At 58.2% G+C, this 26583-nt stretch carries 21 protein-coding genes and 3 tRNA genes; 19 read left to right on the top strand and 5 right to left on the bottom strand.

All coding sequences use genetic code 11. The features are described from left to right. The first annotated feature begins 33 nt into the window (after positions 1 to 33). Positions 34 to 1251, top strand: coding sequence for an HlyD family secretion protein (locus tag KDX39_RS04210; protein WP_231659496.1), 1218 nt, complete (start codon positions 34 to 36; stop codon positions 1249 to 1251). Between the two features lie 63 nt (positions 1252 to 1314). After that, positions 1315 to 2853, top strand: a complete 1539-nt coding sequence (locus tag KDX39_RS04205) for a DHA2 family efflux MFS transporter permease subunit (protein WP_210072697.1) — start codon at positions 1315 to 1317, stop codon at positions 2851 to 2853. Between the two features lie 203 nt (positions 2854 to 3056). Here KDX39_RS04205 and lpxH read toward each other — a convergent pair whose 3' ends face one another. Both lpxH and KDX39_RS04195 read right to left on the bottom strand, forming a co-directional pair. Continuing rightward, the gene (lpxH, locus tag KDX39_RS04200) at positions 3057 to 3818 is read right to left on the bottom strand and encodes a UDP-2,3-diacylglucosamine diphosphatase (protein WP_231659495.1); all 762 of its coding nucleotides are present in this window, start codon (positions 3816 to 3818) and stop codon (positions 3057 to 3059) included. Then, complete coding sequence (locus tag KDX39_RS04195; RefSeq protein WP_099228146.1) at positions 3815 to 4318, bottom strand: peptidylprolyl isomerase; 504 nt, start codon at positions 4316 to 4318, stop codon at positions 3815 to 3817. Before KDX39_RS04195 ends, lpxH begins: the two co-directional genes overlap by 4 nt. Positions 4319 to 4525: 207 nt before the next feature. Between KDX39_RS04195 and KDX39_RS04190 the strand changes: the two genes are divergently transcribed. Further along, positions 4526 to 6220 carry a glutamine--tRNA ligase/YqeY domain fusion protein gene (locus KDX39_RS04190; RefSeq protein WP_231659494.1) on the top strand — a complete coding sequence of 565 codons (1695 nt, stop codon included), beginning with the start codon at positions 4526 to 4528 and terminating at the stop codon, positions 6218 to 6220. A gap of 23 nt (positions 6221 to 6243) precedes the next feature. Further along, positions 6244 to 7626: a cysteine--tRNA ligase gene (gene cysS / locus KDX39_RS04185; RefSeq protein ID WP_231659493.1), complete on the top strand. Its 1383-nt coding sequence runs from the start codon at positions 6244 to 6246 to the stop codon at positions 7624 to 7626. 180 nt (positions 7627 to 7806) lie between these two features. Here cysS and KDX39_RS04180 read toward each other — a convergent pair whose 3' ends face one another. Then, positions 7807 to 9666 carry a sigma-54-dependent Fis family transcriptional regulator gene (locus KDX39_RS04180; RefSeq protein ID WP_231659492.1) on the bottom strand — a complete coding sequence of 620 codons (1860 nt, stop codon included), beginning with the start codon at positions 9664 to 9666 and terminating at the stop codon, positions 7807 to 7809. Positions 9667 to 9961: 295 nt separating this feature from the next. Here KDX39_RS04180 and KDX39_RS04175 point away from each other — a divergent pair, with 295 nt between their 5' ends. From KDX39_RS04175 to KDX39_RS04150, 6 genes are all read left to right on the top strand, one after another. Next, a complete protein-coding gene (locus KDX39_RS04175) occupies positions 9962 to 11056 on the top strand; it encodes an ABC transporter ATP-binding protein (RefSeq protein WP_231659491.1) in 1095 nt (364 codons plus the stop codon). Further along, positions 11056 to 12165, top strand: a complete 1110-nt coding sequence (locus tag KDX39_RS04170) for an ABC transporter ATP-binding protein (RefSeq protein WP_184319351.1) — start codon at positions 11056 to 11058, stop codon at positions 12163 to 12165. Before KDX39_RS04175 ends, KDX39_RS04170 begins: the two co-directional genes overlap by 1 nt. Then, positions 12162 to 13031 carry a carbohydrate ABC transporter permease gene (locus tag KDX39_RS04165; protein WP_025996880.1) on the top strand — a complete coding sequence of 290 codons (870 nt, stop codon included), beginning with the start codon at positions 12162 to 12164 and terminating at the stop codon, positions 13029 to 13031. The genes KDX39_RS04170 and KDX39_RS04165 overlap by 4 nt, the downstream gene beginning before the upstream one ends. 10 nt (positions 13032 to 13041) lie before the next feature. Next, positions 13042 to 13842, top strand: coding sequence for a carbohydrate ABC transporter permease (locus tag KDX39_RS04160; RefSeq protein ID WP_099228152.1), 801 nt, complete (start codon positions 13042 to 13044; stop codon positions 13840 to 13842). Positions 13843 to 13853: 11 nt separating this feature from the next. Further along, positions 13854 to 14126: a DUF2160 domain-containing protein gene (locus KDX39_RS04155; RefSeq protein ID WP_004883898.1), complete on the top strand. Its 273-nt coding sequence runs from the start codon at positions 13854 to 13856 to the stop codon at positions 14124 to 14126. 84 nt (positions 14127 to 14210) lie between these two features. Beyond that, on the top strand, positions 14211 to 15983 hold the full coding sequence (locus KDX39_RS04150; protein ID WP_099228154.1) for an ABC transporter substrate-binding protein: 1773 nt from the start codon (positions 14211 to 14213) through the stop codon (positions 15981 to 15983). A 67-nt stretch (positions 15984 to 16050) separates the two neighbouring features. On the opposite strand, the gene folD is transcribed toward KDX39_RS04150, so the two are convergent. Continuing rightward, the gene (gene folD, locus KDX39_RS04145) at positions 16051 to 16905 is read right to left on the bottom strand and encodes a bifunctional methylenetetrahydrofolate dehydrogenase/methenyltetrahydrofolate cyclohydrolase FolD (RefSeq protein WP_099228156.1); all 855 of its coding nucleotides are present in this window, start codon (positions 16903 to 16905) and stop codon (positions 16051 to 16053) included. 295 nt (positions 16906 to 17200) lie between these two features. Here folD and KDX39_RS04140 point away from each other — a divergent pair. The 8 genes from KDX39_RS04140 (at position 17201) to KDX39_RS04105 (ending at position 24376) form a co-directional block, all read left to right on the top strand. After that, positions 17201 to 17277, top strand: a tRNA-Arg gene (locus tag KDX39_RS04140). A 53-nt stretch (positions 17278 to 17330) separates the two neighbouring features. Further along, a tRNA-His gene (locus KDX39_RS04135) sits at positions 17331 to 17406 on the top strand. A gap of 57 nt (positions 17407 to 17463) precedes the next feature. Beyond that, positions 17464 to 17548, top strand: a tRNA-Leu gene (locus KDX39_RS04130). A 372-nt stretch (positions 17549 to 17920) separates the two neighbouring features. Continuing rightward, positions 17921 to 19231: a trigger factor gene (tig, locus tag KDX39_RS04125; protein WP_231659490.1), complete on the top strand. Its 1311-nt coding sequence runs from the start codon at positions 17921 to 17923 to the stop codon at positions 19229 to 19231. Positions 19232 to 19322: 91 nt separating this feature from the next. Next, positions 19323 to 19964, top strand: a complete 642-nt coding sequence (gene clpP / locus KDX39_RS04120; protein ID WP_002552734.1) for an ATP-dependent Clp endopeptidase proteolytic subunit ClpP — start codon at positions 19323 to 19325, stop codon at positions 19962 to 19964. Between the two features lie 107 nt (positions 19965 to 20071). Then, positions 20072 to 21355 (top strand): ATP-dependent Clp protease ATP-binding subunit ClpX, encoded by a 1284-nt coding sequence (gene clpX, locus KDX39_RS04115; protein WP_024687896.1) that lies wholly within the window; start codon positions 20072 to 20074, stop codon positions 21353 to 21355. A 207-nt stretch (positions 21356 to 21562) separates the two neighbouring features. Continuing rightward, on the top strand, positions 21563 to 23959 hold the full coding sequence (gene lon, locus KDX39_RS04110; RefSeq protein ID WP_231659489.1) for an endopeptidase La: 2397 nt from the start codon (positions 21563 to 21565) through the stop codon (positions 23957 to 23959). 144 nt (positions 23960 to 24103) lie between these two features. Further along, complete coding sequence (locus KDX39_RS04105) at positions 24104 to 24376, top strand: HU family DNA-binding protein (protein ID WP_004883906.1); 273 nt, start codon at positions 24104 to 24106, stop codon at positions 24374 to 24376. Here KDX39_RS04105 and KDX39_RS26340 read toward each other — a convergent pair. Continuing rightward, positions 24373 to 24501: a hypothetical protein gene (locus KDX39_RS26340; RefSeq protein WP_257109614.1), complete on the bottom strand. Its 129-nt coding sequence runs from the start codon at positions 24499 to 24501 to the stop codon at positions 24373 to 24375. The two genes, KDX39_RS04105 and KDX39_RS26340, sit on opposite strands and share 4 nt — an antisense overlap. Positions 24502 to 24582: 81 nt before the next feature. Between KDX39_RS26340 and KDX39_RS04100 the strand changes: the two genes are divergently transcribed. Next, complete coding sequence (locus tag KDX39_RS04100) at positions 24583 to 26466, top strand: SurA N-terminal domain-containing protein (RefSeq protein WP_231659488.1); 1884 nt, start codon at positions 24583 to 24585, stop codon at positions 26464 to 26466. The last annotated feature ends 117 nt before the right edge of the window (positions 26467 to 26583 follow it).

Below are 26583 nucleotides of genomic sequence, written 5' to 3'. Positions count from 1 at the left end.
CTCAGCCGTTCTGCCGACTTGAAGGTAATTGTCATGGCCACTGCCGCCGCTGAAAACACGTCTGCCCCTGAACAGAAAAAGCCAGACACCCCGAAATCCGGCAAGCGCAAGTTCCTGCTGACCGCACTCGCCATCCTCGTTGTACTTTGTGGACTGGCGATTTGGGGCTGGTATGAGTTTTACGGTCAATGGAGCGAGGAGACCGATGACGCCTACGTGAGTGGCAACGTGGTGGAAATCACGCCACTGGTCACCGGTACGGTCATCAGCATTGCCGCTGATGATGGTGATCTGGTTCGCGAAGGGCAGGTTCTGCTGCGCTTCGATCCAAGCGATGCCGAAGTCGGGCTGCAAAGCGCCGAAGCCAATCTGGGCAAGGTCGTGCGTCAGGTTCGCGGCCTGTACAGCAATGTGGATGGCATGAGGGCTCAACTGGCGGCGCAGCGTGCCGCCGTGCAGACGGCTCAGGATAACTACAGCCGCCGTCGCAGCCTGGCGGCCGGTGGCGCGATTTCTCAGGAAGAGCTGTCCCACGCCCGGGATCAACTGACCAGCGCACAAAGTGCCTTGAACAACATCCAGCAGCAATTGAGCACCAGTGTGGCGCTGGTTGACGACACCGTGGTGTCTTCCCATCCGGACGTCAAGGCGGCTGCGGCACAGTTGCGTCAGGCCTACCTGGCCAGTGCGCGGACAACCCTGGTCGCGCCGGTCACCGGTTACGTCGCCAAGCGCAGCGTGCAGCTGGGCCAGCGGGTTCAGCCGGGAACCGCGACCATGGCGGTGATTCCGCTGGATCAGCTGTGGATCGATGCCAACTTCAAGGAAACCCAGCTGGGCAAGATGCGCATCGGTCAGCCGGTGGAAATCAGCTCCGACCTGTATGGCAGCGACGTGAAATACAGCGGCACCATCGACAGCCTGGGCGCAGGGACGGGCAGCGCGTTTGCGCTGTTGCCGGCCCAGAACGCTACCGGCAACTGGATCAAGATTGTTCAGCGTGTGCCGGTCCGGGTTCACATCAACCCTGAAGAGCTGGCGCAACACCCGCTGCGCATCGGGCTGTCGACCACCGTCGAAGTCAATCTGCACGACCAGAGCGGTCCGATTCTGGCGCAGCAGCCTCCGAAGCAGGCTGCCTTCAGCACTCAGGTCTACACCGAACAACTGGCCGACGCCGATGCCTTGATCGCGCGCCTGATCCATGAAAACAGCGCAGCCAGCGACAAAAGCAGAACCGCTCAGCGCTGATCCGCCCATTCGCCTGCCCCGGTCTGCCGGCCGGGGTATCGCCCACGTTTTCAGGGATTCGCGATGAGCACCAACGCCCCCGCTTCCTTTACGCCACCCAGCCTGTTGCTCTGCACCATCGGCCTGTCGCTGGCCACCTTCATGCAAGTGCTCGACACCACCATCGCCAACGTGGCCTTGCCGACCATCGCGGGTAACCTGGGCGTGAGCTCGGAGCAGAGCACCTGGGTCATCACCTCGTTTGCCGTCAGTAACGCCATCGCGCTGCCTCTGACTGGCTGGCTGAGCCGCCGGTTCGGTGAGGTGAAGCTTTTTCTCTGGGCGACCCTGCTGTTCGTGCTGGCTTCGTTTCTCTGCGGGATTTCCACGTCGATGCCTGAGCTGGTGGGCTTTCGTGCCTTGCAGGGCATCGTTGCCGGGCCGCTCTATCCCATGAGCCAGACCTTGCTGCTGGCGGTCTATCCGCCTGCAAAGCGGGGCATGGCGCTGGCCTTGCTGGCGATGGTCACGGTGGTCGCACCCATTGTCGGCCCGATTCTCGGCGGCTGGATTACCGACAGTTACAGTTGGCCCTGGATCTTCTTCATCAATATTCCGATCGGACTGTTTGCAGCGGTTGTAGTGCGCACGCAAATGGCCAAAAGACCGGTCAGCACCCAGCAGCAGCCACTGGATTACGTCGGGCTGATCACCTTGATCATCGGCGTCGGCGCGTTGCAGGTCGTGCTGGACAAGGGCAATAACCTGGACTGGTTCGAGTCGAATTTCATCGTGATCGGCTCGCTGATTTCGCTGGTGTCGCTGTCGGTGTTCGTGATCTGGGAAATGACCGACAAGCATCCCATCGTCAATCTGCGGCTGTTCGCTTACCGTAACTTCCGGGTCGGTACGCTGGCGATGATTGGCGGGTATTCGGCCTTTTTCGGCGTCAACCTGCTGTTGCCGCAATGGTTACAGACGCAGATGGGCTATACCGCGACCTGGGCCGGACTGGCGTTGGCACCCATCGGCATCCTGCCAGTGCTCATGTCGCCCTTCGTCGGCAAATACGCACACAAGTTCGACTTGCGTCTGCTGGCCAGTCTTGCGTTCCTGGCGATGGGGCTGAGCTGTTTCATGCGTGCAGACTTCACCAATCAGGTGGATTTCCAGCACATCGCCATGGTGCAGCTATTCATGGGCATCGGCGTGGCGCTGTTCTTCATGCCGACCCTGAGCATTCTGTTGTCAGACCTGCCACCCAGCCAGATTCCCGACGGTTCAGGCCTTGCCACCTTCCTGCGTACGCTGGGCGGCAGCTTCGCGGCATCACTGACCACCTGGATCTGGATTCGCCGTGCCGAGCAGCATCATGCGTACCTGAGCGAAAACATCAGCACCTATGACCCGGCCACACGCCATGCGCTCGACACCCTGGGCGGTGCCGGTCCACAGGCGTACGCGCAACTGGAGCAGACCCTCAACGGGCAGGCATACATGATGTCGACCGTCGATTACTTCTACATGCTGGGCTGGTTGTTCGCGGGGTTGATCCTGCTGGTCTGGTTCGCCAAACCACCGTTTGCCGCTAAAGCCGGGCCAGCGGCTGGAGGAGGGCATTGATGCCCGTTCGCGCTGAGTGAACGCAGGCCGTTGGGGGCATGCGTCTCGTGGCGCTCCACCTCACAAATCGCACAGACTGCATATTCAGTAAGCCGAGCGCACGGTCTGAATCACTCTTTACGCCTCGGTGACTACTGTGAACGTAGCAGAACAGGCAAATGCCCGGCAGGGAGTCGTCTGTCTCTGTTTACTACGAGCTTTGTTTACAATGAAGACGGCAGCGCCAGCGTGCGATTTTCCTGCGGCGCAAAATCAAACGAGCCCAGGCTGAAGCCCTGTTCGTCCACCTGAAGCGCCCAGCCCTGGCGGTCCCAGTCGCCCAGCACGATGCGTTTGGCGGCCACATCGCCGAGCTGCAATTTATGAATGGCGGGACGATGCGTATGCCCATGAATCAGCGTGTGCACACCGAATTGCTGCATGATCCTCGGCACTTCTTCAGGCGTCACATCGACGATGTCGTTGGCTTTCATGCTGGTCTTTGCGCGGCTTTCATTGCGTAGCTTGCGCGCCAGTTTGTGGCGGGTTTTCAGCGGCAGGTGACGCAGGATGAACAGCGTCAGCGGGTGGCGCAGGTAGCGGCGCATCCTGATGTAGCCCACGTCACGCGTGCACAGGCTGTCGCCATGCATCAACAGCACCGGCTCACCGTTCAACTGCACCACGGTCGGGTCTGCCAGCAGCGTACAACCCGCCGCCTTGCAGAAACCCTTGCCGATCATGAAGTCACGGTTGCCGTGCATCAGAAAAATTCGGGTACCGCTGTCGCTCAGTTCGCGCAGGGCCTTGCAGATCGAAAGCTGGAACGGCGACATGGCGTCGTCACCGATCCAGGCTTCGAAGAAATCCCCGAGGATATACAGCGACTCGGCTGTGCGAGCCCGGCCTGCGAGTAGATCCAGAAACGCCCGGGTAATGTCCGGGCGTTCTTGCTCAAGATGCAAATCGGAGATCAGCAGTATCACTCAACGATCTCTGCTTTTTCGATGATCACGTCTTCGACAGGAACGTCCTGGTGACCGGCCTTGCTGCTGGTGGCGACGCCTTTGATCTTGTCGACGACTTCCTGGCCTTCGACCACTTCGCCGAACACGGCATAGCCCCAGCCCTGAACGGTTTTGGCGCTGTGGTTCAGGAAGGCGTTGTCAGCCACGTTGATGAAGAACTGGGCGGAAGCCGAATGCGGCTCCATGGTGCGGGCCATGGCGACGGAGTACTTCTTGTTCGGCAGGCCGTTGTCGGCTTCGTTCTGGATGCTCGGACGCTTGTCTTTCTTTTCTTTCATGCCTGGCTCGAAACCACCGCCCTGGACCATGAAGTTGCCGATCACGCGGTGGAAAACGGTGTTTTCATAGTGGCCAGCGTTGACGTATTCGATGAAGTTGGCAACGGTCAGCGGCGCTTTTTCTTCGTTCAGTTGCAGAACGATGTCGCCGTGGTTGGTAGTCAGTTTTACTTTGGACATATCGAAGTCGCTCTCTTGGCGTTCATGAAGGGGCGCAATATCACCCTGACGCGCAGTTTACAGGCGAGGTTACATTTTTCGCGCTTTTTGCGGCTTTTCTGCCTGCAACCCTGCACTCTGTTGTCAGGGACTTGACAGCTTCGGCTATGATAAGCGCTTTGATTTAGTCGGCCTACCCTGGCCGCGCACAGTATGTCCAAGGATCCTATGAGCAAGCCCACTCCAGAACCCGCTGCGAATTCAAAGGCAGGCCCTGTCGTACCGACCAACTTCCTGCGTCCGATCGTGCAGGCTGACCTGGACTCGGGCAAACACACCCGGATCGTGACCCGCTTTCCGCCTGAGCCGAACGGCTATCTGCACATCGGTCACGCGAAGTCGATCTGCGTGAACTTCGGCCTGGCCAACGAGTTCGGCGGCGCGACGCACCTGCGTTTCGATGACACCAACCCGGCCAAGGAAGACCAGGAATACATCGACGCCATCATGAGCGATGTGAAGTGGCTGGGCTTCGAGTGGGCGGGCGAAGTGCGCTACGCCTCGCAATACTTCGATCAACTGCACGACTGGGCCGTTGAGCTGATCAAGTCCGGCAAGGCTTACGTAGACGACCTGACCCCCGAGCAGGCACGCGAATACCGTGGCACCCTGACCGAGCCGGGCAAGAACAGCCCGTTCCGTGACCGTAGCGTCGAGGAAAACCTGGACCTGTTCGCCCGCATGAAAGCCGGTGAGTTCGAAGATGGCGCTCGCGTACTGCGCGCCAGGATCGACATGGCTTCGCCGAACATGAACCTGCGCGACCCGATCCTGTACCGCATTCGTCACGCACACCACCACCAGACCGGTGACAAGTGGTGCATTTACCCGATCTACGACTTCACTCATGGTCAATCGGACGCCATCGAAGGCATCACCCATTCGATCTGCACCCTGGAGTTCGAAAGCCACCGTCCGCTGTACGACTGGTTCCTGGACAACCTGCCGGTGCCGTGCAAGCCGCGCCAGTACGAGTTCTCGCGTCTGAACCTGAGCTACACCGTCACCAGCAAGCGCAAGCTCAAGCAACTGGTCGACGAAAAGCACGTCAGTGGTTGGGACGATCCACGCATGTCCACGCTGTCAGGCTTCCGCCGCCGTGGCTACACGCCGGCCTCGATCCGCAACTTCTGCGAAATGGTCGGCACCAACCGCTCTGACGGTGTGGTGGATTTCGGCATGCTTGAATTCAGTATCCGTGATGACCTTGACCGCAATGCGCCGCGCGCCATGTGCGTACTGCGTCCATTGAAGGTCGTGATCACCAATTACCCGGAAGGCCAGGTCGAGAAGCTTGAGCTACCGCGTCACCCCAAGGAAGACCTGGGCGTGCGCGAATTGCCATTCGCCCGCGAGATTTATATCGACCGCGACGACTACATGGAAGAGCCGCCGAAAGGCTACAAGCGCCTTGAGCCGAACGGCGAAGTGCGCCTGCGTGGCAGCTACGTGATTCGGGCCGACGAGGCCATCAAGGACTCCGACGGCAACATCGTCGAGCTGCGTTGCTCCTACGACCCGGAAACCCTGGGCAAGAACCCTGAAGGCCGCAAGGTCAAGGGCGTTATCCATTGGGTTCCGGCCGAGGCCAGCGTGGAATGCGAAGTGCGCCTCTACGACCGCCTGTTCCGTTCGCCTTCGCCTGACAAGGCTGATGACGGCGCCACGTTCCTGGAAAACATCAACCCTGATTCCCTGCAGGTACTGACCGGTTGTCGTGCTGAACCATCGCTGGCTAATGCGCAGCCGGAAGACAGGTTCCAGTTCGAACGCGAAGGCTACTTCTGCGCCGACATCAAGGATACAAAACCTGGTCGTCCGGTCTTCAACCGCACAGTGACACTGCGCGATTCCTGGAGCTGAGGCTGTACCACGGGGGTAGGAAAGTGCTTTCCATCTACAACACGCTCACCAAGAGCAAAGAAGTTTTCAAGCCGCTGGATGGCAACAAGGTGCGCATGTACGTCTGCGGGATGACCGTGTACGACTACTGCCATCTGGGTCACGGCCGCAGCATGGTCGCGTTCGATCTGGTGACGCGCTGGTTGCGGTTCAGCGGGTATGAGCTGACCTATGTGCGCAACATCACCGACATTGACGACAAGATCATCAACCGTGCGCGTGACAACGGCGAGTCCTTCGACGCGCTGACGGCGCGCATGATTGACGCCATGCATGAGGACGAGGCTCGCCTCAACATCCTCAAGCCGGACATGGAACCGCGTGCCACCGATCATATCGCCGGCATGCACGCCATGATCCAGACCCTGATCGACAAGGGCTACGCCTACGCGCCGGGCAATGGCGACGTGTACTACCGCGTCGGCAAGTTCGTCGGCTACGGCAAGCTGTCGCGCAAGAAAATCGAAGACCTGCGCATCGGGGCACGAATCGAAGTGGACGAGTCCAAGGACGATCCTCTGGATTTCGTGCTCTGGAAAGGCGTCAAACCGGGCGAGCCGAGCTGGGATTCGCCCTGGGGGCCGGGTCGTCCGGGCTGGCACATCGAGTGCTCGGTGATGTCGACCTGCTGCCTGGGTGACACCTTTGATATCCATGGTGGCGGCAGCGACCTCGAGTTTCCGCACCATGAAAACGAGATCGCCCAGAGCGAAGCGGCGACCGGCAAGACATACGCCAATGCGTGGTTGCATTGCGGCATGATCCGTATCAATGGCGAGAAGATGTCCAAGTCCTTGAACAACTTCTTCACCATTCGTGACGTGCTGGAGAAATACCACCCCGAAGTGGTGCGTTACCTGCTGGTATCGAGCCATTACCGCAGTGCGATCAACTATTCCGAAGACAGTCTGCGCGAGTCCAAGGCAGCGCTGGAGCGTTTCTATCACGCGCTCAAGGGCTTGCCGGTTGCCGAGCCTGACGGTGGCGAAGCGTTCGTCGAGCGTTTCTCTGCGGCGATGAACGATGATTTCGGTACGCCTGAAGCCTGTGCCGTGCTGTTCGAAATGGTGCGCGAGATCAACCGTCTGCGTGAGACTAATCCTGCTGCGGCAGCGGGCCTTGCGGCGCGACTCAAGCAACTGGCCAGCGTGCTGGGTGTGTTGCAGCTGGAGGCTGATGACTTTCTGCGCGCCGGTGCAGAAGGCCGTGTCGATGCTGCTGAAGTGGAAGCGCTGATTCAAGCGCGTCTGGCGGCGCGTGCTGCAAAGGACTGGGCCGAATCCGACCGCATCCGTGACCAGATCACCGGTATGGGCGTGGTGCTGGAAGACGGCAAGGGTGGGACGACCTGGCGTCTTGCGGACTGACGTTATCCCTCAGGGGCTTGCCGATGCAATGCATACCCCGTGGGAGACGGCTTGCCAGCGATGGCGTCTGTTCAGTCACTGGTGTGTCGCTTCAGAAAAAGCATCGCCGGCAAGCCGCCTCGCACAGTCCTTTGGTTGCAGCAAGAATGGTGTACAACGCTGAGCGTGATCGGACGCCGATCAGGTTTCACCGCCTTGCTGTTCCCGCAACCGCTTGTACAAGGTGTTGCGACTCACTCCGAGTCGCTTCGCCAGTTGCGAGATATTCCCTCCGGCCGCCTGAAGCAGGTCGTTCAGGTCATCGGTGTTTTGCAGACGTTCCTGCGTAACCTCTGCTGTCTGTATGTCATCGCACCGCTCACCCGATCCTGCGTCCAGAAAGAAATCCTCCGGCAAGTGTTCTGTGCCGATCGGCTGATCGTCGGCCAACGCCAGCGCCACCTGAATCACGCTGTTGAGCTGGCGGATATTGCCCGGCCATGGGTGATGCTCGAACAGCTCAAGCACTTCACGTGAAAAACCGGCCCGCTGGTGCGGGTCCCGATGCCGTTCCCAGATGCGCTGCACCAGTGCGTGCTTGTCGGTTCGTTCGCGCAGTGGCGGCAGCTCGATGTTCAGGCCGCTGATTCTGTAATAAAGGTCCTGACGGAAATGCCCGGCCTGCACTTGATCGCGCAGTGTACGGTTGGTGGCGGATACCAGGCGGATATCCACCGGGTACAACTCGCCGCCGCCCAGAGGCTGAACGCAGCGTTCCTGAAGGACCCGCAGAAGACGCGCCTGCACCGACATCGGCATGTCACCGATCTCGTCCAGAAACAGCGTGCCCTTGTCGGCCTTGCGAATCAGCCCGATGCTGCCTTTATGGCTGGCGCCGGTGAACGCGCCCCTGGCATAGCCGAACAGTTCTGCCTCCACCAGATCAGCCGGAATTGCCGCGCAGTTGACCGCGATCAGCGGTTGACTGGCGCGCGAGCTGGCCTGATGCAGTGCCTTGACGAACACTTCCTTGCCGACCCCGGTCTCTCCATGGATCAACAGCGGAATGTCTTTTTCCAACAGGCGCTGCGCCTGGCTCACAGCCTTCTCGACGCGGGCATCGCCCAGGCTGATGGCCTGCAGATCCAGGCTCCGTGTCGGGATCGGGGCAGGCGTTGCTGTGGTCACTGCATACAGTTGCAGCGGCTTGCGCCTTGGGCGCTTGATCAGGCACTGAAAGCGGTTGTTACCGAACGCCTGCAGCGCAAAAGGCCGGGCTTCGGGCTCGCTGAGCAGTTGCAGGATCGGGCATTTGAACAGTGTCTCGATGCTGACGCCGGCGAGCCTGACTCCCAGCAGCGTGTCGGCTCGGCGATTGGCGCAGAGAATCTGGCCGCTCTCGTCGAAAATCAACAATCCGGCCCACTGGCTGTCGAGGTTGTTCAGGCCGGTGTTGAAGATCAGCTGGAGATGGGTGTCGCGAAACTGGTCGAGGATCAGCCGGTTTTCCACCGACTGGCTCATCATCTTGACCATGCCCAGAGTGTGGGAGGGCGGCAGGAAGCTGTCACTTGAAACATCCAGCACCGCAATGATGCGACGGTCGGCGTCGAAGATCGGCGAGGCCGAGCCGGTCATGAAGCGGTTGGCCTTGAGGAAATGCTCGTCAGGCTCGATATGGATAGCCTGTTCGCAGGCCAGCGCGGTGCCGATGGCGTTGGTGCCGGTGCCTCGCTCGCTCCAGCTGGCGCCCGCCAGAAATCCCTGATGCGATGAATCGCCGAACCGCTGAGTGCCCCATGACCTCAACAGCTGGCCCTGAGGGTCGGCCAGCAGGATCAGGCAATTGGAGTTACTCAGGATGTTTTCGTAGACCGGCAGGACTTCCTGATGGGTCGTCTGCACCAGCGCGTTGTGACGCTCGAGCAGCTGTGAGACTTCCGAACCGGGTAACTGGCCGAACGAGGGACGCGTCTGATGGCTGAGACCGAAGTCCCGGCAACGTGTCCATGAATCGCGAATGATGATGTCGTGAGCAAGCGAGGTGCTGGATTGAGCCATGGCAAAACCTGCAAGGATGACGTGTTGTTTTTATTTTCAGGTTTCGTCGCGTGTCCATCCTGGCGTGCAACGTCCTTCCAGTGTCGTTCAGATGTGTTCAAAGTCAACGTTCATTTTGTTCAGTTGCTCAGTGTTTACTGTTCATTTTTGTTCAGCTCTGAATCGGCTTCCGCTCAATGAAACCGGGCGAATGCTCTGGAACGGGCCTTGGCGGGGGGTTGGCAGAACTGGCACGAATGTCGCTATCTGCACACCAGTCACGCATTACCCTTAAAAAAACAACAAAGGGCACGCCATGTCTCTCACGCTGGAGCACGTCAGTCGCGCAGTCGATGGCCAACTATGGATCGACGACGCGTCCCTGAGCTTTGAGCCAGGATCCTTCAACGTTCTGCTGGGGCGAACCCTGTCAGGAAAAACCAGCCTGATGCGCCTGATGGCCGGGTTGGACAAACCAGACAGCGGGCGAGTGCTGATGAACGGGGTCGATGTCACCCATCGTCCGGTTCGCCTGCGCAACGTCTCGATGGTTTACCAACAGTTCATCAATTACCCGAGCATGACGGTATTCGAAAACATCGCCTCGCCGCTTCGTCAGGCGGGCATGTCCAGGGACGTTATCCACAGTCGCGTCCACGAAACCGCAAAAATGCTGCGCATCGAGAAATTTCTGCAGCGCCATCCCCTTGAACTGTCCGGCGGCCAGCAGCAGCGCACCGCGATGGCCCGGGCGCTGGTCAAGGATGCTGAACTGATCCTGTTCGACGAACCGCTGGTCAACCTGGATTACAAGCTGCGCGAAGAACTGCGTCAGGAGATGCGTGAGCTGTTTGCCGCTCGCCATACCATCGCGATCTACGCCACCACTGAACCCAACGAAGCACTGGCGCTGGGCGGTACGACCACCATCCTGCATGAAGGCCGGGTGGTGCAGAGCGGCAAGACGCCTGAGGTCTATCACAAGCCAGCCACCGTTCTGGCTGCCGAGCTGTTCTCGGAACCGCCCATCAACCTGATGCCCGGCCGTATCGAAGGCAATGAAGTGAGCTTCGCCAACTTCGTGCATTTCCCGCTCAACGTCGATCTGCGTGCCATCGGTGATGGCGAGTACCGCTTTGGCGTGCGGCCCAGCCATCTTAGTCTGGTGCCGTCCAACGACGATGACCTCGAGCTGGCCGTGACGGTGGAACTGGCCGAAATCAGCGGCTCGGAAACCTTCCTGCACGTGCGCAACGAGCTGTTTTCGCTGGTGCTGCATCTGCCGGGCGTACACGCCTACGATGTGGATGCGCCGATCCGGGTGTACATCCCGACCCACAAACTTTTCGTGTTCGATCAGCAGGGCGGCCTTATCCAGGCGCCGGGCCTGCGCATGTCGAGGGTTGCCTGATGGCCGAGATCCGATTGCAGAACCTGGCGCACAGTTACAGTGCCAACCCCGGGCCTGACGACTACGCGATTCGCGAGATGAGCCATATCTGGGAGCAGGGCGGAGCGTATGCGCTGCTCGGGCCTTCAGGGTGCGGCAAGTCGACCCTGCTCAACATTATTTCCGGCCTGCTGAGCCCGTCGCAGGGGCAGGTGCTGTTCGACTCCAAAGTGGTCAACGAGCTGCCGCCCGAGCACCGCAACATTGCTCAGGTTTTCCAGTTTCCGGTGATCTACGACACCATGACCGTGTTCGATAACCTGGCCTTTCCCCTGCGCAATCAGGGTATGGACAAGGCGCGGATTCTCGCCAAGGTCACTGAAATCGCCGATGTGCTGGACCTGCAGCCATTGCTGAAAAAGAAGGCCCGCAACCTGACGGCAGATGAAAAGCAGAAAGTGTCCATGGGGCGCGGGCTGGTGCGTGATGATGTTTCAGCCATTCTGTTCGACGAGCCGCTGACGGTTATCGACCCGCACCTGAAGTGGAAGCTGCGCCGCAAGCTCAAGCAGATTCATGAGCAATTCAACATCACCATGGTCTACGTGACCCATGATCAGTTGGAAGCCTCGACCTTCGCCGACAAGATCGCGGTGATGTACGGCGGCCAGATCGTCCAGTTCGGCACCCCTCGTGAACTGTTCGAGAAGCCCCGGCACACGTTTGTCGGGTATTTCATCGGCAGTCCCGGCATGAATCTCATTGATGTGCAGCCGCAGGGTGACGGGGTCGGTTTTGGCGACGTTCACGTGCCGCTGTCCGGCCTGTTGCAACAACTGATTGCACGGACCTCGTTCACCAGCCTGAAAATCGGCATTCGTCCCGAGTTCGTTCATGTCTGGGACGGTCCCTACGAGGAAGCGATGTGCGCCGAGGTGGTCTACGTCGAGGATCTGGGCACTTACAAGATTCTGACCCTGTCGCTGGCCGGGCAGAAGCTCAAGGTGCGCATGCCTGAAGACAAACCGGTGCCCCAAGGCCAGGCGTGGATCAGCTTTCCGGCGCAGTGGCTGATGGTGTATGCCGATGACTTCCTGCTTGAGTCCACTCCAGAGCGAGACCTGCCATGAATAACAAGGTCCAGAACAACAAGGCCTGGTGGCTGGTGCTGCCGGTGTTCCTGCTGGTGGCCTTCAGCGCCATCATTCCGATGATGACCGTGGTCAACTATTCGGTGCAGGACATCTTCGACCAGTCCAGCCGTTACTTTGTCGGCACCGACTGGTTCAGGCAGGTCCTGCAGGACCCGCGTCTGCACGACTCGCTGCTGCGGCAGTTCATCTATTCGGGCAGTGTGCTGCTGATCGAGATCCCGCTGGGCATCGCGGTTGCGCTGTGCATGCCTACCAAAGGGCGCTGGTCCACGGTCTGCCTGATCCTGATGACCATCCCGCTGCTGATTCCCTGGAACGTGGTCGGCACCATCTGGCAGATCTTCGGCCGCGGTGACATCGGTCTGCTGGGCTATACGCTCAACAATATTTTGCATATCAATTACAACTATGCGGCCAATGCGTCGGATGCCTGGGTCACTGTGCTGATCATTGATGTCTGGCACTGGACTTCACTGGTGGCGTTGCTGAGCTACTCGGGGCTTCGGGCCATTCCGGACGTCTACTATCAGGCAGCGCGGATCGACCGGGCGTCGAGTTGGGCAATCTTCCGGCATATTCAATTGCCAAAGATGAAAAGCGTACTGCTGATCGCCGTGATGCTGCGTTTCATGGACAGCTTCATGATCTATACCGAACCGTTCGTGCTAACCGGTGGCGGGCCGGGTAACTCCACCACCTTCCTCAGCCAGACCCTGACGACCATGGCGCTCGGGCAATTCGACCTGGGTCCGGCGGCGGCTTTCTCGCTGGTGTATTTCCTGATCATTCTGCTGGTGTCATGGGTGTTCTACACCGCCATGACCCACAGCGAAAAGAATTGAGGGCCTGGTCATGAGTCTGCGCAAAGCCATACCAATGTTGATTTACCTGCTGTTTCTGCTCGTGCCGATCTACTGGCTGATCAACATGTCGTTCAAGACCAATACCGAGATCCTTGGCGGCCTGACCCTGTGGCCGCAGGACTTCACCCTGGCCAACTACAAGGTGATTTTCACCGACGAGAGCTGGTACAGCGGCTACATCAACTCGCTGTACTACGTGTGCCTGAATACCGTGATATCGCTGAGCGTCGCATTGCCGGCGGCCTATGCGTTTTCACGCTATCGTTTCCTCGGCGACAAGCACCTGTTCTTCTGGCTGCTGACCAACCGCATGGCGCCGCCGGCGGTGTTTCTGCTGCCGTTTTTCCAGCTGTATTCATCGATTGGTCTATTCGACACGCACATCGCTGTGGCATTGGCGCATTGCCTGTTCAACGTGCCGCTGGCGGTATGGATTCTGGAAGGTTTCATGTCGGGTGTTCCGAAGGAGATCGATGAAACCGCCTACATCGACGGTTACAGCTTTCCCAAGTTCTTCGGCAAGATTTTCATCCCGCTGATTGGCTCGGGGATTGGTGTCACGGCGTTCTTCTGCTTCATGTTTTCCTGGGTCGAACTGCTGCTGGCGCGCACGCTGACCTCGGTCAACGCCAAGCCGATTGCCGCGGTCATGACGCGTACGGTTTCGGCGTCCGGTATCGATTGGGGTGTGCTGGCTGCGGCCGGTGTGCTGACCATCCTGCCGGGCATGCTGGTGATCTGGTTTGTTCGCAATCACGTGGTCAAGGGCTTTGCCCTTGGCCGTGTCTGAGGAGACGAAAAATGGAGTGGATGTCCTGGACACTGCCCACCGCAGCCTTCTTCGGCAGTATCGCCTTGCTGCTGGTGGGAATGACAGTATGGGAGCTGCGCTCGGCCAGTATCGAGCGTCGCGGGTTTCTGCCGATTGCCACCACACGTGGCGACCGGTTGTTCATCGGGCTTTTGGGCAGTGCTTATCTGCATCTGATGGTGATCGGCGCGACCGACTGGAGTATCTGGGTCGCTTCGGGGGCCTCCCTGGTGTGGCTGTTGGTGGTGATGCGTTGGGGTTAGCAGGCGGACGGGCGTCATTGCCCGCTCGAAGGCTGGCGGTATTCGAAAAGCGGGACTACATAAGAAGCAACTCTTGAGGTGTCTATGTTCAATAAGAAAAACAAGCTGCAACATAGCGTGACGTTGGCGACCATGATCATGCTCAGCGGGTTGAGCGTTTCAGCCTGGGCGGATCAGTACGAGGATGCGGCAAAGAAGTGGGCGGCCAGCGAGTTCAAGCCGACCACGCTTTCCGATGCCGAGCAGTTGAAAGAGCTTGAGTGGTTCATCAAGGCTGCCGAGCCGTTCCGTGGCATGGACATCAAGGTGGTGTCGGAAACCCTGACCACCCACGAATACGAGTCCAAGACCCTGGCCAAGGCGTTTACCGAGATCACCGGGATCAAGGTCACTCACGACCTGCTTCAGGAAGGCGACGTTATCGAGAAGCTGCAGACCGCCATGCAGTCCGACAAAAGCATCTATGACGGATGGGTCAACGACTCGGACCTGATCGGTACGCACTTCCGCTACGGTAAAGCGATGTCGCTGACCGACCTGATGGCCAGTCCCGAGGGTGCGAAAGTCACTTCTCCTACACTGGACCTGAAGGATTTCATCGGAACTTCCTTCACCACGGCGCCAGACGGCAAGCTGTATCAGCTGCCCGACCAGCAGTTTGCCAACCTGTACTGGTTCCGCGCAGACTGGTTCGATCGCGAGGACCTGAAAAAACAATTCAAGGAGAAGTATGGCTATGAGCTGGGCGTCCCGGTGAACTGGTCGGCCTATGAAGACATCGCCAAATTCTTCAGCGAAGACGTAAAAACAATCGACGGCAAGAAAGTCTATGGCCACATGGATTACGGCAAGAAAGATCCATCGCTGGGCTGGCGCTTCACCGATGCCTGGTTCTCCATGGCCGGCAGCGGTGACAAGGGCCTGCCGAACGGCCTGCCTGTGGATGAGTGGGGTATTCGCGTTGAGGACTGCCATCCGGTCGGTTCCAGTATCACCCGTGGTGGCGACACCAACGGTCCTGCGGCCGTCTTCGCCACTCAGAAATATATCGACTGGCTGAAAGCCTACGCACCGCCTCAAGCGGCCGGCATGACCTTCTCCGAGTCGGGGCCTGTCCCGTCGCAGGGTGAGGTTGCGCAGCAGATTTTCTGGTACACCGCATTCACCGCCGACATGACCAAGCCCGGCCTGCCGGTGATGAATGCCGATGGGACGCCGAAATGGCGCATGGCGCCTTCGCCTAAAGGTCCGTACTGGAAAGAGGGCATGAAGCTGGGCTATCAGGACGTGGGTTCATGGACCTTCCTCAAGTCCACCGAAGAGAAAAAGCGTAACGCCGCCTGGCTCTATGCGCAGTTCGTGACGTCCAAGTCGGTGTCGCTGAAGAAAACCATCGTCGGCCTGACGCCGATCCGTGAGTCGGACATCAACTCCAAGGAAATGACTGCGCTGGCACCCAAGCTGGGTGGTCTGGTCGAGTTCTATCGCAGCCCGGCCCGCGTGCAGTGGTCGCCAACCGGCACCAACGTTCCTGACTATCCGAAGCTGGCCCAGTTGTGGTGGAGCCATGTGGCTGAAGCCGTGACTGGCGAAAAGACCGCTCAGGCTGCCCTGGACGGACTGGCCAAGGATCAGGATGCGATCATGACGCGCATCGAGCGCTCCAAGGTTCAGGACGCCAGCGGCTGTGCACCGAAGATGAACCCGGAAACCTCGGCTGAAGAGTGGTATTCCAAGGCTGAGAACAGCGGCGGCAAGTTCCTCGCACCCCAGCGCAAGCTGGCCAACGAGAAACCGAAGGGCGAAACCATTGCCTACTCCGACCTGCTGAAAAGCTGGGAAGCCGCAAAGAAATAAGCGTTTTGGAAGTTAAAAAAAAACGGCACCCCAGGGTGCCGTTTTTTTTTGCTGCTGAAACGCTGTATCAGCCGTGCAGCGTCTCGGCTGCGTACAGGGTGTTTTCCAGCAGGCAGGCGCGGGTCATGGGGCCGACGCCGCCTGGGACTGGAGTGATCCAGCCAGCGCGGGGCAGGGCGGTTTCATAGACCACGTCGCCGACCAGCTTGCCATCCGCCTGACGGTTGATGCCGACATCGATCACGATGGCGCCAGGCTTGATCCACTCGCCCTTTACAAGGCCGGGCTTGCCAGCGGCCACCACGACCAGATCGGCGCGACCTACATGGCCGGCCAGATCCTTGGTGAAACGATGTGTCACCGTAACGGTGCAGCCACCCAGCAACAACTCCATCGCCATCGGACGACCGACGATGTTGGAGGCACCGACTACCACTGCGTCCATCCCGTACAGATCAACACCGGTACTTTCCAGCAGGGTCATGATGCCTTTGGGCGTGCACGGACGCAGCAGGGGAATACGCTGAGCCAGACGGCCGACATTATAAGGATGGAAGCCATCCACATCCTTGTCGGGGCGGATGCGCTCCAGCAGCAGCGAAGCGTCCAGGTGCTCGGGCAGAGGCAGTTGCAGCAGGATGCCGTCGACGGCAGCGTCTTCGTTGAGACGATCGATCAGTTCGGTCAGCGCAACCTGAGTGGTGTCTGCGGGCAGGTCATAGGCCTGGGAGATGAAGCCGACTTCCTCGCAGTCCTTGCGCTTGTGGGAGACATACACCTGGGAGGCGGGGTCGCTGCCCACCAGAATCACCGCGAGGCCCGGCGTACGCAGGCCTTGCTGGCTACGTTCGGCGACACGTTTGGCGATCTGCTGGCGCAGGCTGGCGGCGATCGCTTTGCCGTCGATTAGTTTTGCAGTCATGACGCGTGATTAACCATCGAGAGGAAATAAAATGAGCGCGCATTCTCGCATGACATGGCGCGAGGGCAAAGACGCTTGGTCAGCATATTCCGCTAACCCCTTTATCTAACTGAATTTTTTTCAAAAAAGAGTTGACGCTCTCAGGGAGCGTCTATAAGATTCGTCGCACTTGCCGGGCAGAGCCCAGCACTGGTTAAGCTAGCACTGGTTGATTAGGTCAGGCAGAGTTGCAAATCAGCTCGGTGTGATTGAAAGCCTTTTAATTTGTGATCGTAAAAGAATACAGATTATATAAGTGCCCGTAGCTCAGCTGGATAGAGCATCCGCCTTCTAAGCGGATGGTCGCAGGTTCGAGTCCTGCCGGGTGCGCCATTCAAGGCAGCTTTGGCACAGCAAGTAAAGATGTACTGGTCACACGCAATATGGTGGGCGTAGCTCAGTTGGTAGAGCACAGGATTGTGACTCCTGTTGTCGAGGGTTCGATCCCCTTCGTCCACCCCATATTAAGAAAGGCGCCAGGTTTTCTAATCTGGCGCCTTTGCTTTAAAAGCTTGTAGCGCGGATGTGGTGGAATTGGTAGACACACTGGATTTAGGTTCCAGCGCCGAAAGGTGTGAGAGTTCGAGTCTCTCCGTCCGCACCAAGATACAAGCAGCCTGAGTGGAAATACTCCGGTTGCAATAAAAAGCCGCCTAGTGCGGCTTTTTTTGTTTCAGCGTATTGGTTTTACCGTTTCGCTGGTCCGAAGGTCTGCTGCCGTCGGTCGAGTGAGGCGCGCTACGCGGATGGAGTCGGTAGTGGTCCGGTACACAGGCTTCCTTATATAGAGGCCGTGCCAGACGCATCGCCAGCAGTGTGAGTCCTCTGTGGTTCGTGCTAGTCGGCGGACCGATTCCCTCCTCTTAAACCGCCCTTTTTCAGTAGGGTGACTTCTTGAGTTTGACCCACTAGAATGCATGCCCTTGATTCTGGGGTCGGAAACGGCCGGCTAACGTCTGTGCAACGAGGAATATCCATGCAAGTTTCTGTTGAAAATACTTCCGCTCTTGAGCGCCGCATGACCATTGGCGTGCCTGCCGAACGCATCGAGACTGAAGTCAACAAGCGTCTGCAGCAGACCGCACGTAAAGCCAAGATCCCGGGCTTCCGCCCTGGCAAAGTGCCTATGAGCGTGATCCGCCAGCGTTACGAAGACGGCGCGCGTCAGGAAGCGCTGGGCGATCTGATTCAGGCTACTTTCTACGAAGCTGTCGTTGAGCAGAAGCTCAACCCGGCTGGCGCACCTGCTGTAGAGCCTAAATCCTTCGAAAAAGGCAAGGATCTGGAATACGTGGCGACTTTCGAAGTCTTCCCGGAATTCACCGTTGCCGGTTTCGACAGCATCGCTGTAGAGCGTCTGTCTGCCGACGTGGCCGACAGCGATCTGGACAACATGCTGGAAGTGCTGCGCAAGCAGAACGTTCGTTTTGAAGAGACCGATCGTGCCGCTCAGAACGAAGATCAACTGAACATCGATTTCGTGGGCAAGGTCGACGGCGAAGCATTCGCTGGCGGTTCCGCCACTGGTACCCAGCTGGTTCTGGGTTCGGGCCGCATGATCCCTGGCTTCGAAGACGGTCTGGTTGGCGCCAAGGCCGGTGAAGAGCGCGTTCTGAACGTGACCTTCCCTGAGGATTACCAGAACCTGGAACTGGCCGGCAAGGCTGCCGAGTTCACTGTTACCGTCAACACCGTTTCCGAGCCAAAGCTGCCTGAGCTGAACGAAGAGTTCTTCAAGCAGTTCGGTATCAAGGAAACCGGCATCGACGGTTTCCGCGCCGAAGTTCGCAAGAACATGGAGCGTGAGCTGCGTCAGGCGATCAAATCCAAGGTCAAGAATCAGGTAATGGATGGTCTGCTGGCCTCCAACCCGATTGAAGTGCCTAAAGCGCTGCTGGAAAACGAAGTCAACCGTCTGCGCGTTCAAGCGGTTCAGCAGTTTGGTGGCAACATCAAGCCTGACCAACTGCCGGCCGAGCTGTTCGAAGAGCAGGCCAAGCGCCGCGTCGAGCTGGGCCTGATCGTTGCTGAAGTGGTCAAGCAGTTCGACCTCAAGCCTGACGATGCCCGCGTTCGTGATCTGATCCAGGAAATGGCCTCGGCCTACCAGGAGCCAGAGCAGGTTGTGGCTTGGTACTACAAGAACGAGCAGCAAATGAACGAAGTACGTTCTGTTGTGCTTGAAGAGCAAGTTGTAGATACTGTTTTGCAGAAAGCTAGCGTGACCGACAAATCGGTCTCCTACGAAGAAGCTGTCAAGCCGGTGGAATCTCCAAAAGCCGACTGATTTCTCTTTTCGTTCGAAAACACCCACAAGCCAGCCTTCGCGCTGGCTTGTGCGTATTCAAGACTCGACTATTTGGGAGTGAATGCAGGACATGTCCCGCAATTCTTATATTCAGCAGAACTCTGACATCCAGGCCGCTGGCGGCCTGGTCCCGATGGTTATCGAGCAGTCCGCCCGTGGCGAACGCGCCTATGACATCTATTCGCGCCTTCTCAAGGAGCGGGTGATCTTTATGGTTGGTCCGGTAGAGGACTACATGGCCAATCTTATCGCGGCGCAACTGCTCTTCCTTGAAGCGGAAAACCCGGACAAGGATATCCATCTCTACATCAACTCACCGGGCGGTTCGGTGACTGCAGGCATGTCGATTTACGACACCATGCAGTTCATCAAGCCTGACGTGTCGACCATCTGTATCGGTCAGGCGTGCAGCATGGGTGCGTTCCTGCTGGCTGGCGGTGCAGAGGGCAAGCGTCACTGCCTGCCGAACTCGCGCATGATGATTCACCAGCCATTGGGCGGTTTCCAGGGGCAGGCGTCGGACATCGACATTCATGCCAAGGAAATCCTGCACATTCGTCACCGCCTGAACTCGTTGCTGGCGCATCACACCGGCCAGAGCCTCGAGACCATCGAGCGTGACACCGAGCGTGACAACTTCATGAGCGCAGAGCGTGCGGCTGAATACGGCCTTATCGACTCCGTGATCAATAAGCGTCAAATGCCTGCCTAAGCACCTCAAAATGTAGGGGGTCGGTGCTACCGACCGCCTGCGGACTTGAAAAAGCCCGCAATAGCCTTCATCTTGTGTTGCAAGCCTACCGGATTTGGATCGATCGAATGACTGACACCCGCAACGGCGAGGACAACGGCAAACTGCTCTATTGCTCCTTCTGTGGCAAAAGCCAGCATGAAGTGCGCAAATTGATTGCCGGCCCCTCGGTCTTTATCTGCGACGAGTGCGTCGACCTGTGCAATGACATCATCCGCGAGGAGGTGCAGGAAGCACAGGCCGAAAGCAGCGCGCACAAATTGCCTTCGCCCAAAGAAATCAGCGGCATCCTTGATCAGTACGTGATTGGTCAGGAGCGTGCCAAAAAGGTTCTCGCAGTAGCGGTGTATAACCACTACAAGCGCTTGAACCAGCGCGACAAGAAAAACGACGATGTGGAACTGGGCAAGAGCAACATCCTGCTGATCGGCCCTACGGGTTCCGGCAAGACGCTGCTGGCCGAAACACTGGCCCGCCTGCTCAATGTACCGTTCACCATCGCCGACGCCACCACCCTGACCGAAGCCGGTTATGTGGGTGAGGACGTAGAAAATATTATTCAGAAGCTGTTGCAGAAATGTGATTACGACGTAGAGAAGGCCCAGATGGGTATTGTCTACATCGATGAAATCGACAAGATTTCGCGCAAATCCGACAACCCTTCGATCACGCGTGACGTTTCCGGTGAAGGCGTGCAGCAAGCCTTGCTGAAACTGATCGAAGGTACGGTGGCTTCGGTTCCGCCTCAGGGTGGCCGCAAGCATCCACAGCAGGAATTCCTGCAGGTGGACACGCGCAACATTCTGTTTATCTGCGGTGGCGCCTTCTCGGGCCTCGAAAAGGTTATTCAGAACCGCTCCACTCGCGGCGGCATCGGTTTCAACGCCGAAGTCCGCAGTAAGGAGGAGGGCAAGAAGGTGGGCGAATCCCTGCGTGAAGTCGAGCCTGACGATCTGGTCAAGTTCGGTCTGATCCCTGAATTCGTAGGCCGTCTGCCGGTTCTGGCAACGCTGGACGAGCTGGACGAGGCTGCGTTGATGCAGATTCTCACCGAGCCGAAGAACGCGCTGACCAAGCAGTACGCCAAGCTGTTCGAAATGGAAGGTGTGGACCTCGAATTCCGCACCGATGCGTTGAAATCGGTTGCCCGTCGTGCGCTGGAGCGCAAGACCGGTGCCCGTGGTCTGCGCTCGATCCTGGAAGGCGTATTGCTCGACACCATGTACGAAATCCCGTCGCAGAGCGACGTGAGCAAGGTGGTGATCGACGAGAGCGTGATCGACGGTTCTTCCAAGCCGCTGCTGATCTACGAAAACAGCGAGCCGCCTGCAAAGGTTGCTCCTGACGCGTAACGACACTGTCGTAACACGTGAAGAGACACAAAAGGGGGCCTTCAGGGTCCCCTTTTGCATTTCCAGCGCTCCCGTTCGTCCTGTAGAAGAGAGCGAACCTGAGAGGGCCGCAGCCCATGGGGCTTGTTTTTTTTGAACACTACCCCCATCTTGGCTTCAAGCTAATTCCATCTGTCCCGGCCGTCTGGCCGCTGTAGAGGCGAAATCATGAAGACCACCATCGAATTGCCTCTTTTGCCATTGCGTGATGTCGTGGTTTATCCGCACATGGTTATCCCGCTGTTCGTGGGGCGCGAGAAGTCTATCGAAGCCCTTGAGGCAGCGATGACGGGTGATAAACAGATTCTGTTGCTCGCGCAAAGAAACCCTGCTGACGATGATCCTGATGAGCAGGCTCTTTATAGCGTCGGCACTATTGCAACCGTATTGCAGTTGCTCAAATTGCCGGATGGCACCGTCAAGGTGCTGGTCGAGGGCGAGCAACGTGGATCGGTCGAGCGCTTCATCGAGGTTGACGGTCATTACCGCGCCGAAGTTGCGCTGATCGACGAAGTCGACGCACCGGATCGCGAATCCGAAGTATTTGTCCGCAGTCTGCTGGCTCAGTTCGAGCAGTACGTGCAACTGGGCAAGAAAGTCCCCGCAGAAGTCCTGTCGTCGCTCAACAGCATCGATGAGCCTGGTCGCCTGGTAGACACCATGGCAGCCCACATGGCGCTCAAGATCGAGCAGAAGCAGGACATCCTCGAGATTATCGACCTGTCGGCCCGTGTCGAGCACGTCCTGGCGCTGCTGGACGCTGAAATCGACCTGTTGCAGGTCGAGAAGCGCATCCGCGGACGCGTCAAGAAACAAATGGAGCGCAGCCAGCGCGAGTACTACCTGAATGAGCAGATGAAGGCCATTCAGAAAGAGTTGGGCGATGGTGATGAAGGCCATAACGAAATCGAAGAGCTGAAAAAGCGTATCGACGCGGCAGGCCTGCCAAAGGATGCCCTGGCCAAGGCAACTGCCGAGCTTAACAAGCTCAAGCAGATGTCACCGATGTCCGCTGAAGCCACTGTGGTGCGCTCCTACATCGACTGGCTGGTGCAAGTGCCGTGGAAGGCGCAGAGCAAGGTGCGTCTTGACCTGGCCCGTGCTGAAGCCATTCTGGACGCCGATCACTACGGTCTGGACGAGGTCAAGGAGCGTATCCTTGAGTACCTCGCCGTGCAGAAGCGCGTGAAGAAGATTCGCGGTCCTGTGTTGTGCCTGGTAGGCCCGCCGGGTGTGGGTAAAACCTCGCTTGCCGAGTCGATTGCCAACGCGACCAATCGCAAGTTCGTGCGTATGGCCCTGGGTGGCGTGCGTGACGAGGCTGAAATTCGTGGTCATCGCCGGACTTACATCGGTTCGATGCCAGGAAGATTGATACAAAAGATGACGAAGGTTGGCGTACGCAACCCGCTCTTCCTGCTCGATGAGATCGACAAGATGGGCAGCGACATGCGCGGTGACCCGGCGTCGGCTTTGCTTGAAGTCCTTGACCCCGAGCAGAACCACAACTTCAACGACCACTACCTTGAAGTCGATTACGATCTGTCGGACGTGATGTTCCTGTGCACCTCGAACTCGATGAACATTCCGCCAGCGCTGCTGGACCGGATGGAAGTCATTCGTTTGCCGGGCTACACCGAAGACGAGAAGATCAACATTGCGGTCAAATACCTTTCGCCGAAACAGATTCAGGCCAATGGTCTGAAGAAGGGCGAGATCGAATTCGACGAGGAAGCGATCCGCGACATCATCCGTTACTACACCCGTGAAGCCGGTGTACGCGGGCTGGAGCGCCAGATTGCCAAGGTCTGCCGCAAGGCGGTCAAAGAGCATGCACTGGAAAAACGCTTTGCCGTTCACGTCACTGCCGACATGCTCGAGCACTTCCTGGGCGTGCGTAAATTCCGCTACGGTCTGGCCGAGCAGCAGGACCAGATCGGTCAGGTGACGGGCCTTGCCTGGACTCAGGTCGGGGGCGAGCTGCTGACCATCGAAGCCGCTGTCGTACCCGGCAAAGGCCAGTTGATCAAGACCGGTTCGCTGGGCGATGTCATGGTCGAATCCATTACGGCGGCTCAGACTGTGGTGCGCAGTCGCGCACGCAGCCTGGGGATTTCCGCGGACTTCCATGAGAAGCACGACACGCACATTCACATGCCTGAAGGCGCTACGCCGAAGGACGGCCCGAGCGCGGGTGTAGGCATGTGCACGGCGCTGGTGTCTGCACTGACCCAGATCCCGGTGCGTGCCGACGTGGCAATGACGGGTGAAATTACCCTGCGTGGTCAGGTCCTTGCCATCGGTGGTCTGAAGGAAAAACTTCTGGCTGCGCACCGCGGTGGAATCAAGGTCGTGATCATTCCGGAAGAAAATGTACGTGATTTGAAGGAAATTCCTGACAATATCAAGCAGGATCTTCAGATAAAGCCCGTTAAATGGATTGACGAAGTCCTGCAAATTGCGCTGCAATACGCCCCGGAGCCCTTGCCGGATGTGGCTCCTGATCTCGTTGCAAAGGATGAAAAACGCGAGTCTGACTCTAAGGAAAGAATTAGCACGCATTAAGTCTGGCAGGCTTCCTTGACAGCTTTTTAGAGCCCTTGTTATAAAGCGGCTCTTTGAAGCAAGTCCGGCAGGCCTTCCAGCGCTCGTTTTGCTTAACACCTAAAACTTAGAAACATACTCAATATAGAGATAAGGGGACTTAGAGTGAACAAGTCGGAACTGATTGATGCTATCGCTGCATCTGCTGATATCCCGAAAGCTGCTGCTGGCCGTGCGCTGGACGCAGTGATCGAATCCGTCACTGGCGCTCTGAAGGCTGGCGACTCGGTTGTTTTGGTTGGCTTTGGTACGTTCTCCGTTACAGATCGTCCTGCGCGCACCGGTCGTAATCCTCAGACTGGCAAGACGCTGGAAATCGCTGCTGCTAAAAAACCAGGTTTCAAAGCCGGTAAAGCCCTGAAAGAAGCTGTTAACTAAGCCTCTTTGATGCCTTTGTCCGCTGGGTCGGTGTTGTTCTGATCCAGTAGCGGAGCGGTGGTGCAGTCGGTTGCAACGCCGAAGGGTTCGAGCCCTTCCGCTCCGTCAGTTACGAGAAGGCGCATCCTCGGATGCGCCTTTCTTCTATCCGCTTTCTACCCACGCTCCGCGGTTGGTTAGTCAGTTCAACCGTTTTGGGGGACGCAATGCTGCAGAACATCAGGGACAATTCACAAGGCTGGATTGCCAAGACAATCATCGGAATCATCATCGCGTTGATGGCCTTCACCGGCATCGAGGCGTTGTTTACCGCTACCAGCAACAAGCAGAACGCTGCCGAGGTCAATGGTGAGGACATCTCTCAAAACGAGCTGAGCCAAGCCGTTGACATGCAGCGCCGTCAGCTTGCCCAGCAGCTTTCTCAACAGTTGGGCAAGGATTTCGATCCTGCAATGCTGGACGAGAAGCTCCTGCGCGAGTCGGCTCTCAAGGGGCTTATCGACCGCAAACTGCTGCTGCAGGGTGCAGCCGACTCCAAATTCTCCTTTTCCGACGCGGCACTGGATCAGCAGCTTTTGCAGACACCTGAATTTCAGGTTGACGGCAAATTCAGCGCAGACCGTTTCGATCAGGTGATTCGTCAGCTGGGCTACAGCCGCCTGCAATTCCGCCAGATGCTGGGGCAGGAAATGCTCATCGGTCAGCTTCGTGCCGGTGTCGCAGGCAGTGCCTTCGTGACCGACGCTCAGGTCGATGCCTTTGCTCGTCTGGAAAAACAGACCCGCGATTTCGCCTCGTTGACCCTGCCGGCCGATCCTTCGGCGGTCAACGTCACCGACGACGAGGTCAAGGCGCACTACGACGAGCATGCCAAGGAGTTCATGAGTCCCGAGCAGGTCGTGCTCGACTACATTGAATTGAAGAAGTCTGCCTTCTTCGACAAGGTGCAGGTCAAGGACGAAGACCTGCAGGCGGCCTATCAGAAAGAGATCGCCAACCTCGCCGAGCAGCGTCGCGCTGCGCACATCCTGATCGAAGTGAACGACAAGCTCAGCGATGAGCAGGCCAAGGCGAAGATTGAAGAAATTCAACAGCGTCTGGCCAAGGGTGAGGACTTTGCCGCACTGGCCAAGGAGTTCTCGCAGGACCCGGGTTCGTCGAGCAAGGGTGGTGATCTGGGTTACGCGGGCAAAGGTGTCTACGACCCCGCATTCGAAGACGCGCTGTATGGCTTGAACAAGGACCAGGTTTCGCAACCTGTGCGTACCGACTTCGGCTGGCACCTGATCAAGCTCCTGGGCGTGGAAGCCCCTTCGGTGCCGACATTCGCAAGCCTGAAGGACAAGCTGACTAACGAGCTCAAGTCGCAGCAGGTCGAGCAGAAGTTTGTTGAAGTGACCAAGCAGTTGGAAGATTCGGCGTTCGAATCGTCTGATCTGACTCAGCCTGCTCAGGATCTGGGCCTCAAGGTTCAGACCACTGCGCCATTCGGTCGTGAAGGCGGCGAAGGCCTGACGGCTAACCGTGCGGTCATCCAGGCGGCGTTCAGCCCGGAAGTCCTGGAAGAAGGTTCCAACAGCAACACGCTGGAGCTGGACCCGGAAACCGTAGTGGTCGTGCGTGCCAAAGAGCACCTGCAACCACAGCAGTTGCCGCTTGAGAGCGTCGCCAGTGCCATTCGTGCCCAGTTGGTCAAGGAGCACGCAAGTGCTGCGGCCAAGGCCAAGGGCGAGGCGTTGCTGGCCGGTCTGCGTGACGGCAAGATTCCGCTGGCGGCGAAGCAGGAAGGTCGTGAATGGAAAGTCATGGAGGCGGTCACTCGCAGTCAGGAAGGTGTTGATCCTGCTGTCCTGCAGGCCCTGTTCCGCATGCCTAAGCCAACTGGCAAGGACAAGCCGGAATACACCAGCCAGACCGCAGCCGATGGCAGCTTTGTGATCGTGCGTCTTAACGGCGTGAATCAGGCGGCCGCACCGACCGACGCGGAAAAGGCGCAATACCGCCGCTTCCTCGCATCGCGTGCCGGTCAGCAGGATTTCGCAGCGTTCCGTGCTCAGCTGGAAAGCAAGGCGAAGATCGAGAAGTTCTAAGCCCGGTGTCAGGCAAGGTCAGGTCGAAAACGACCTGACCTTTGCAGAAGCCAAAAAAGAAGGCCGCTCAGTGAGCGGCCTTCTTTTTGTGTCTCGGAAAGTGCCGCTCGCAATGAG

The organism is Pseudomonas sp. CDFA 610 (genome assembly GCF_021147865.1).
Lineage (GTDB): Bacteria > Pseudomonadota > Gammaproteobacteria > Pseudomonadales > Pseudomonadaceae > Aquipseudomonas > Aquipseudomonas alliivorans.
The sequence above is the reverse complement of the archived record's forward strand: the minus strand, read 5'-3'. Positions and strand labels throughout refer to the sequence as shown.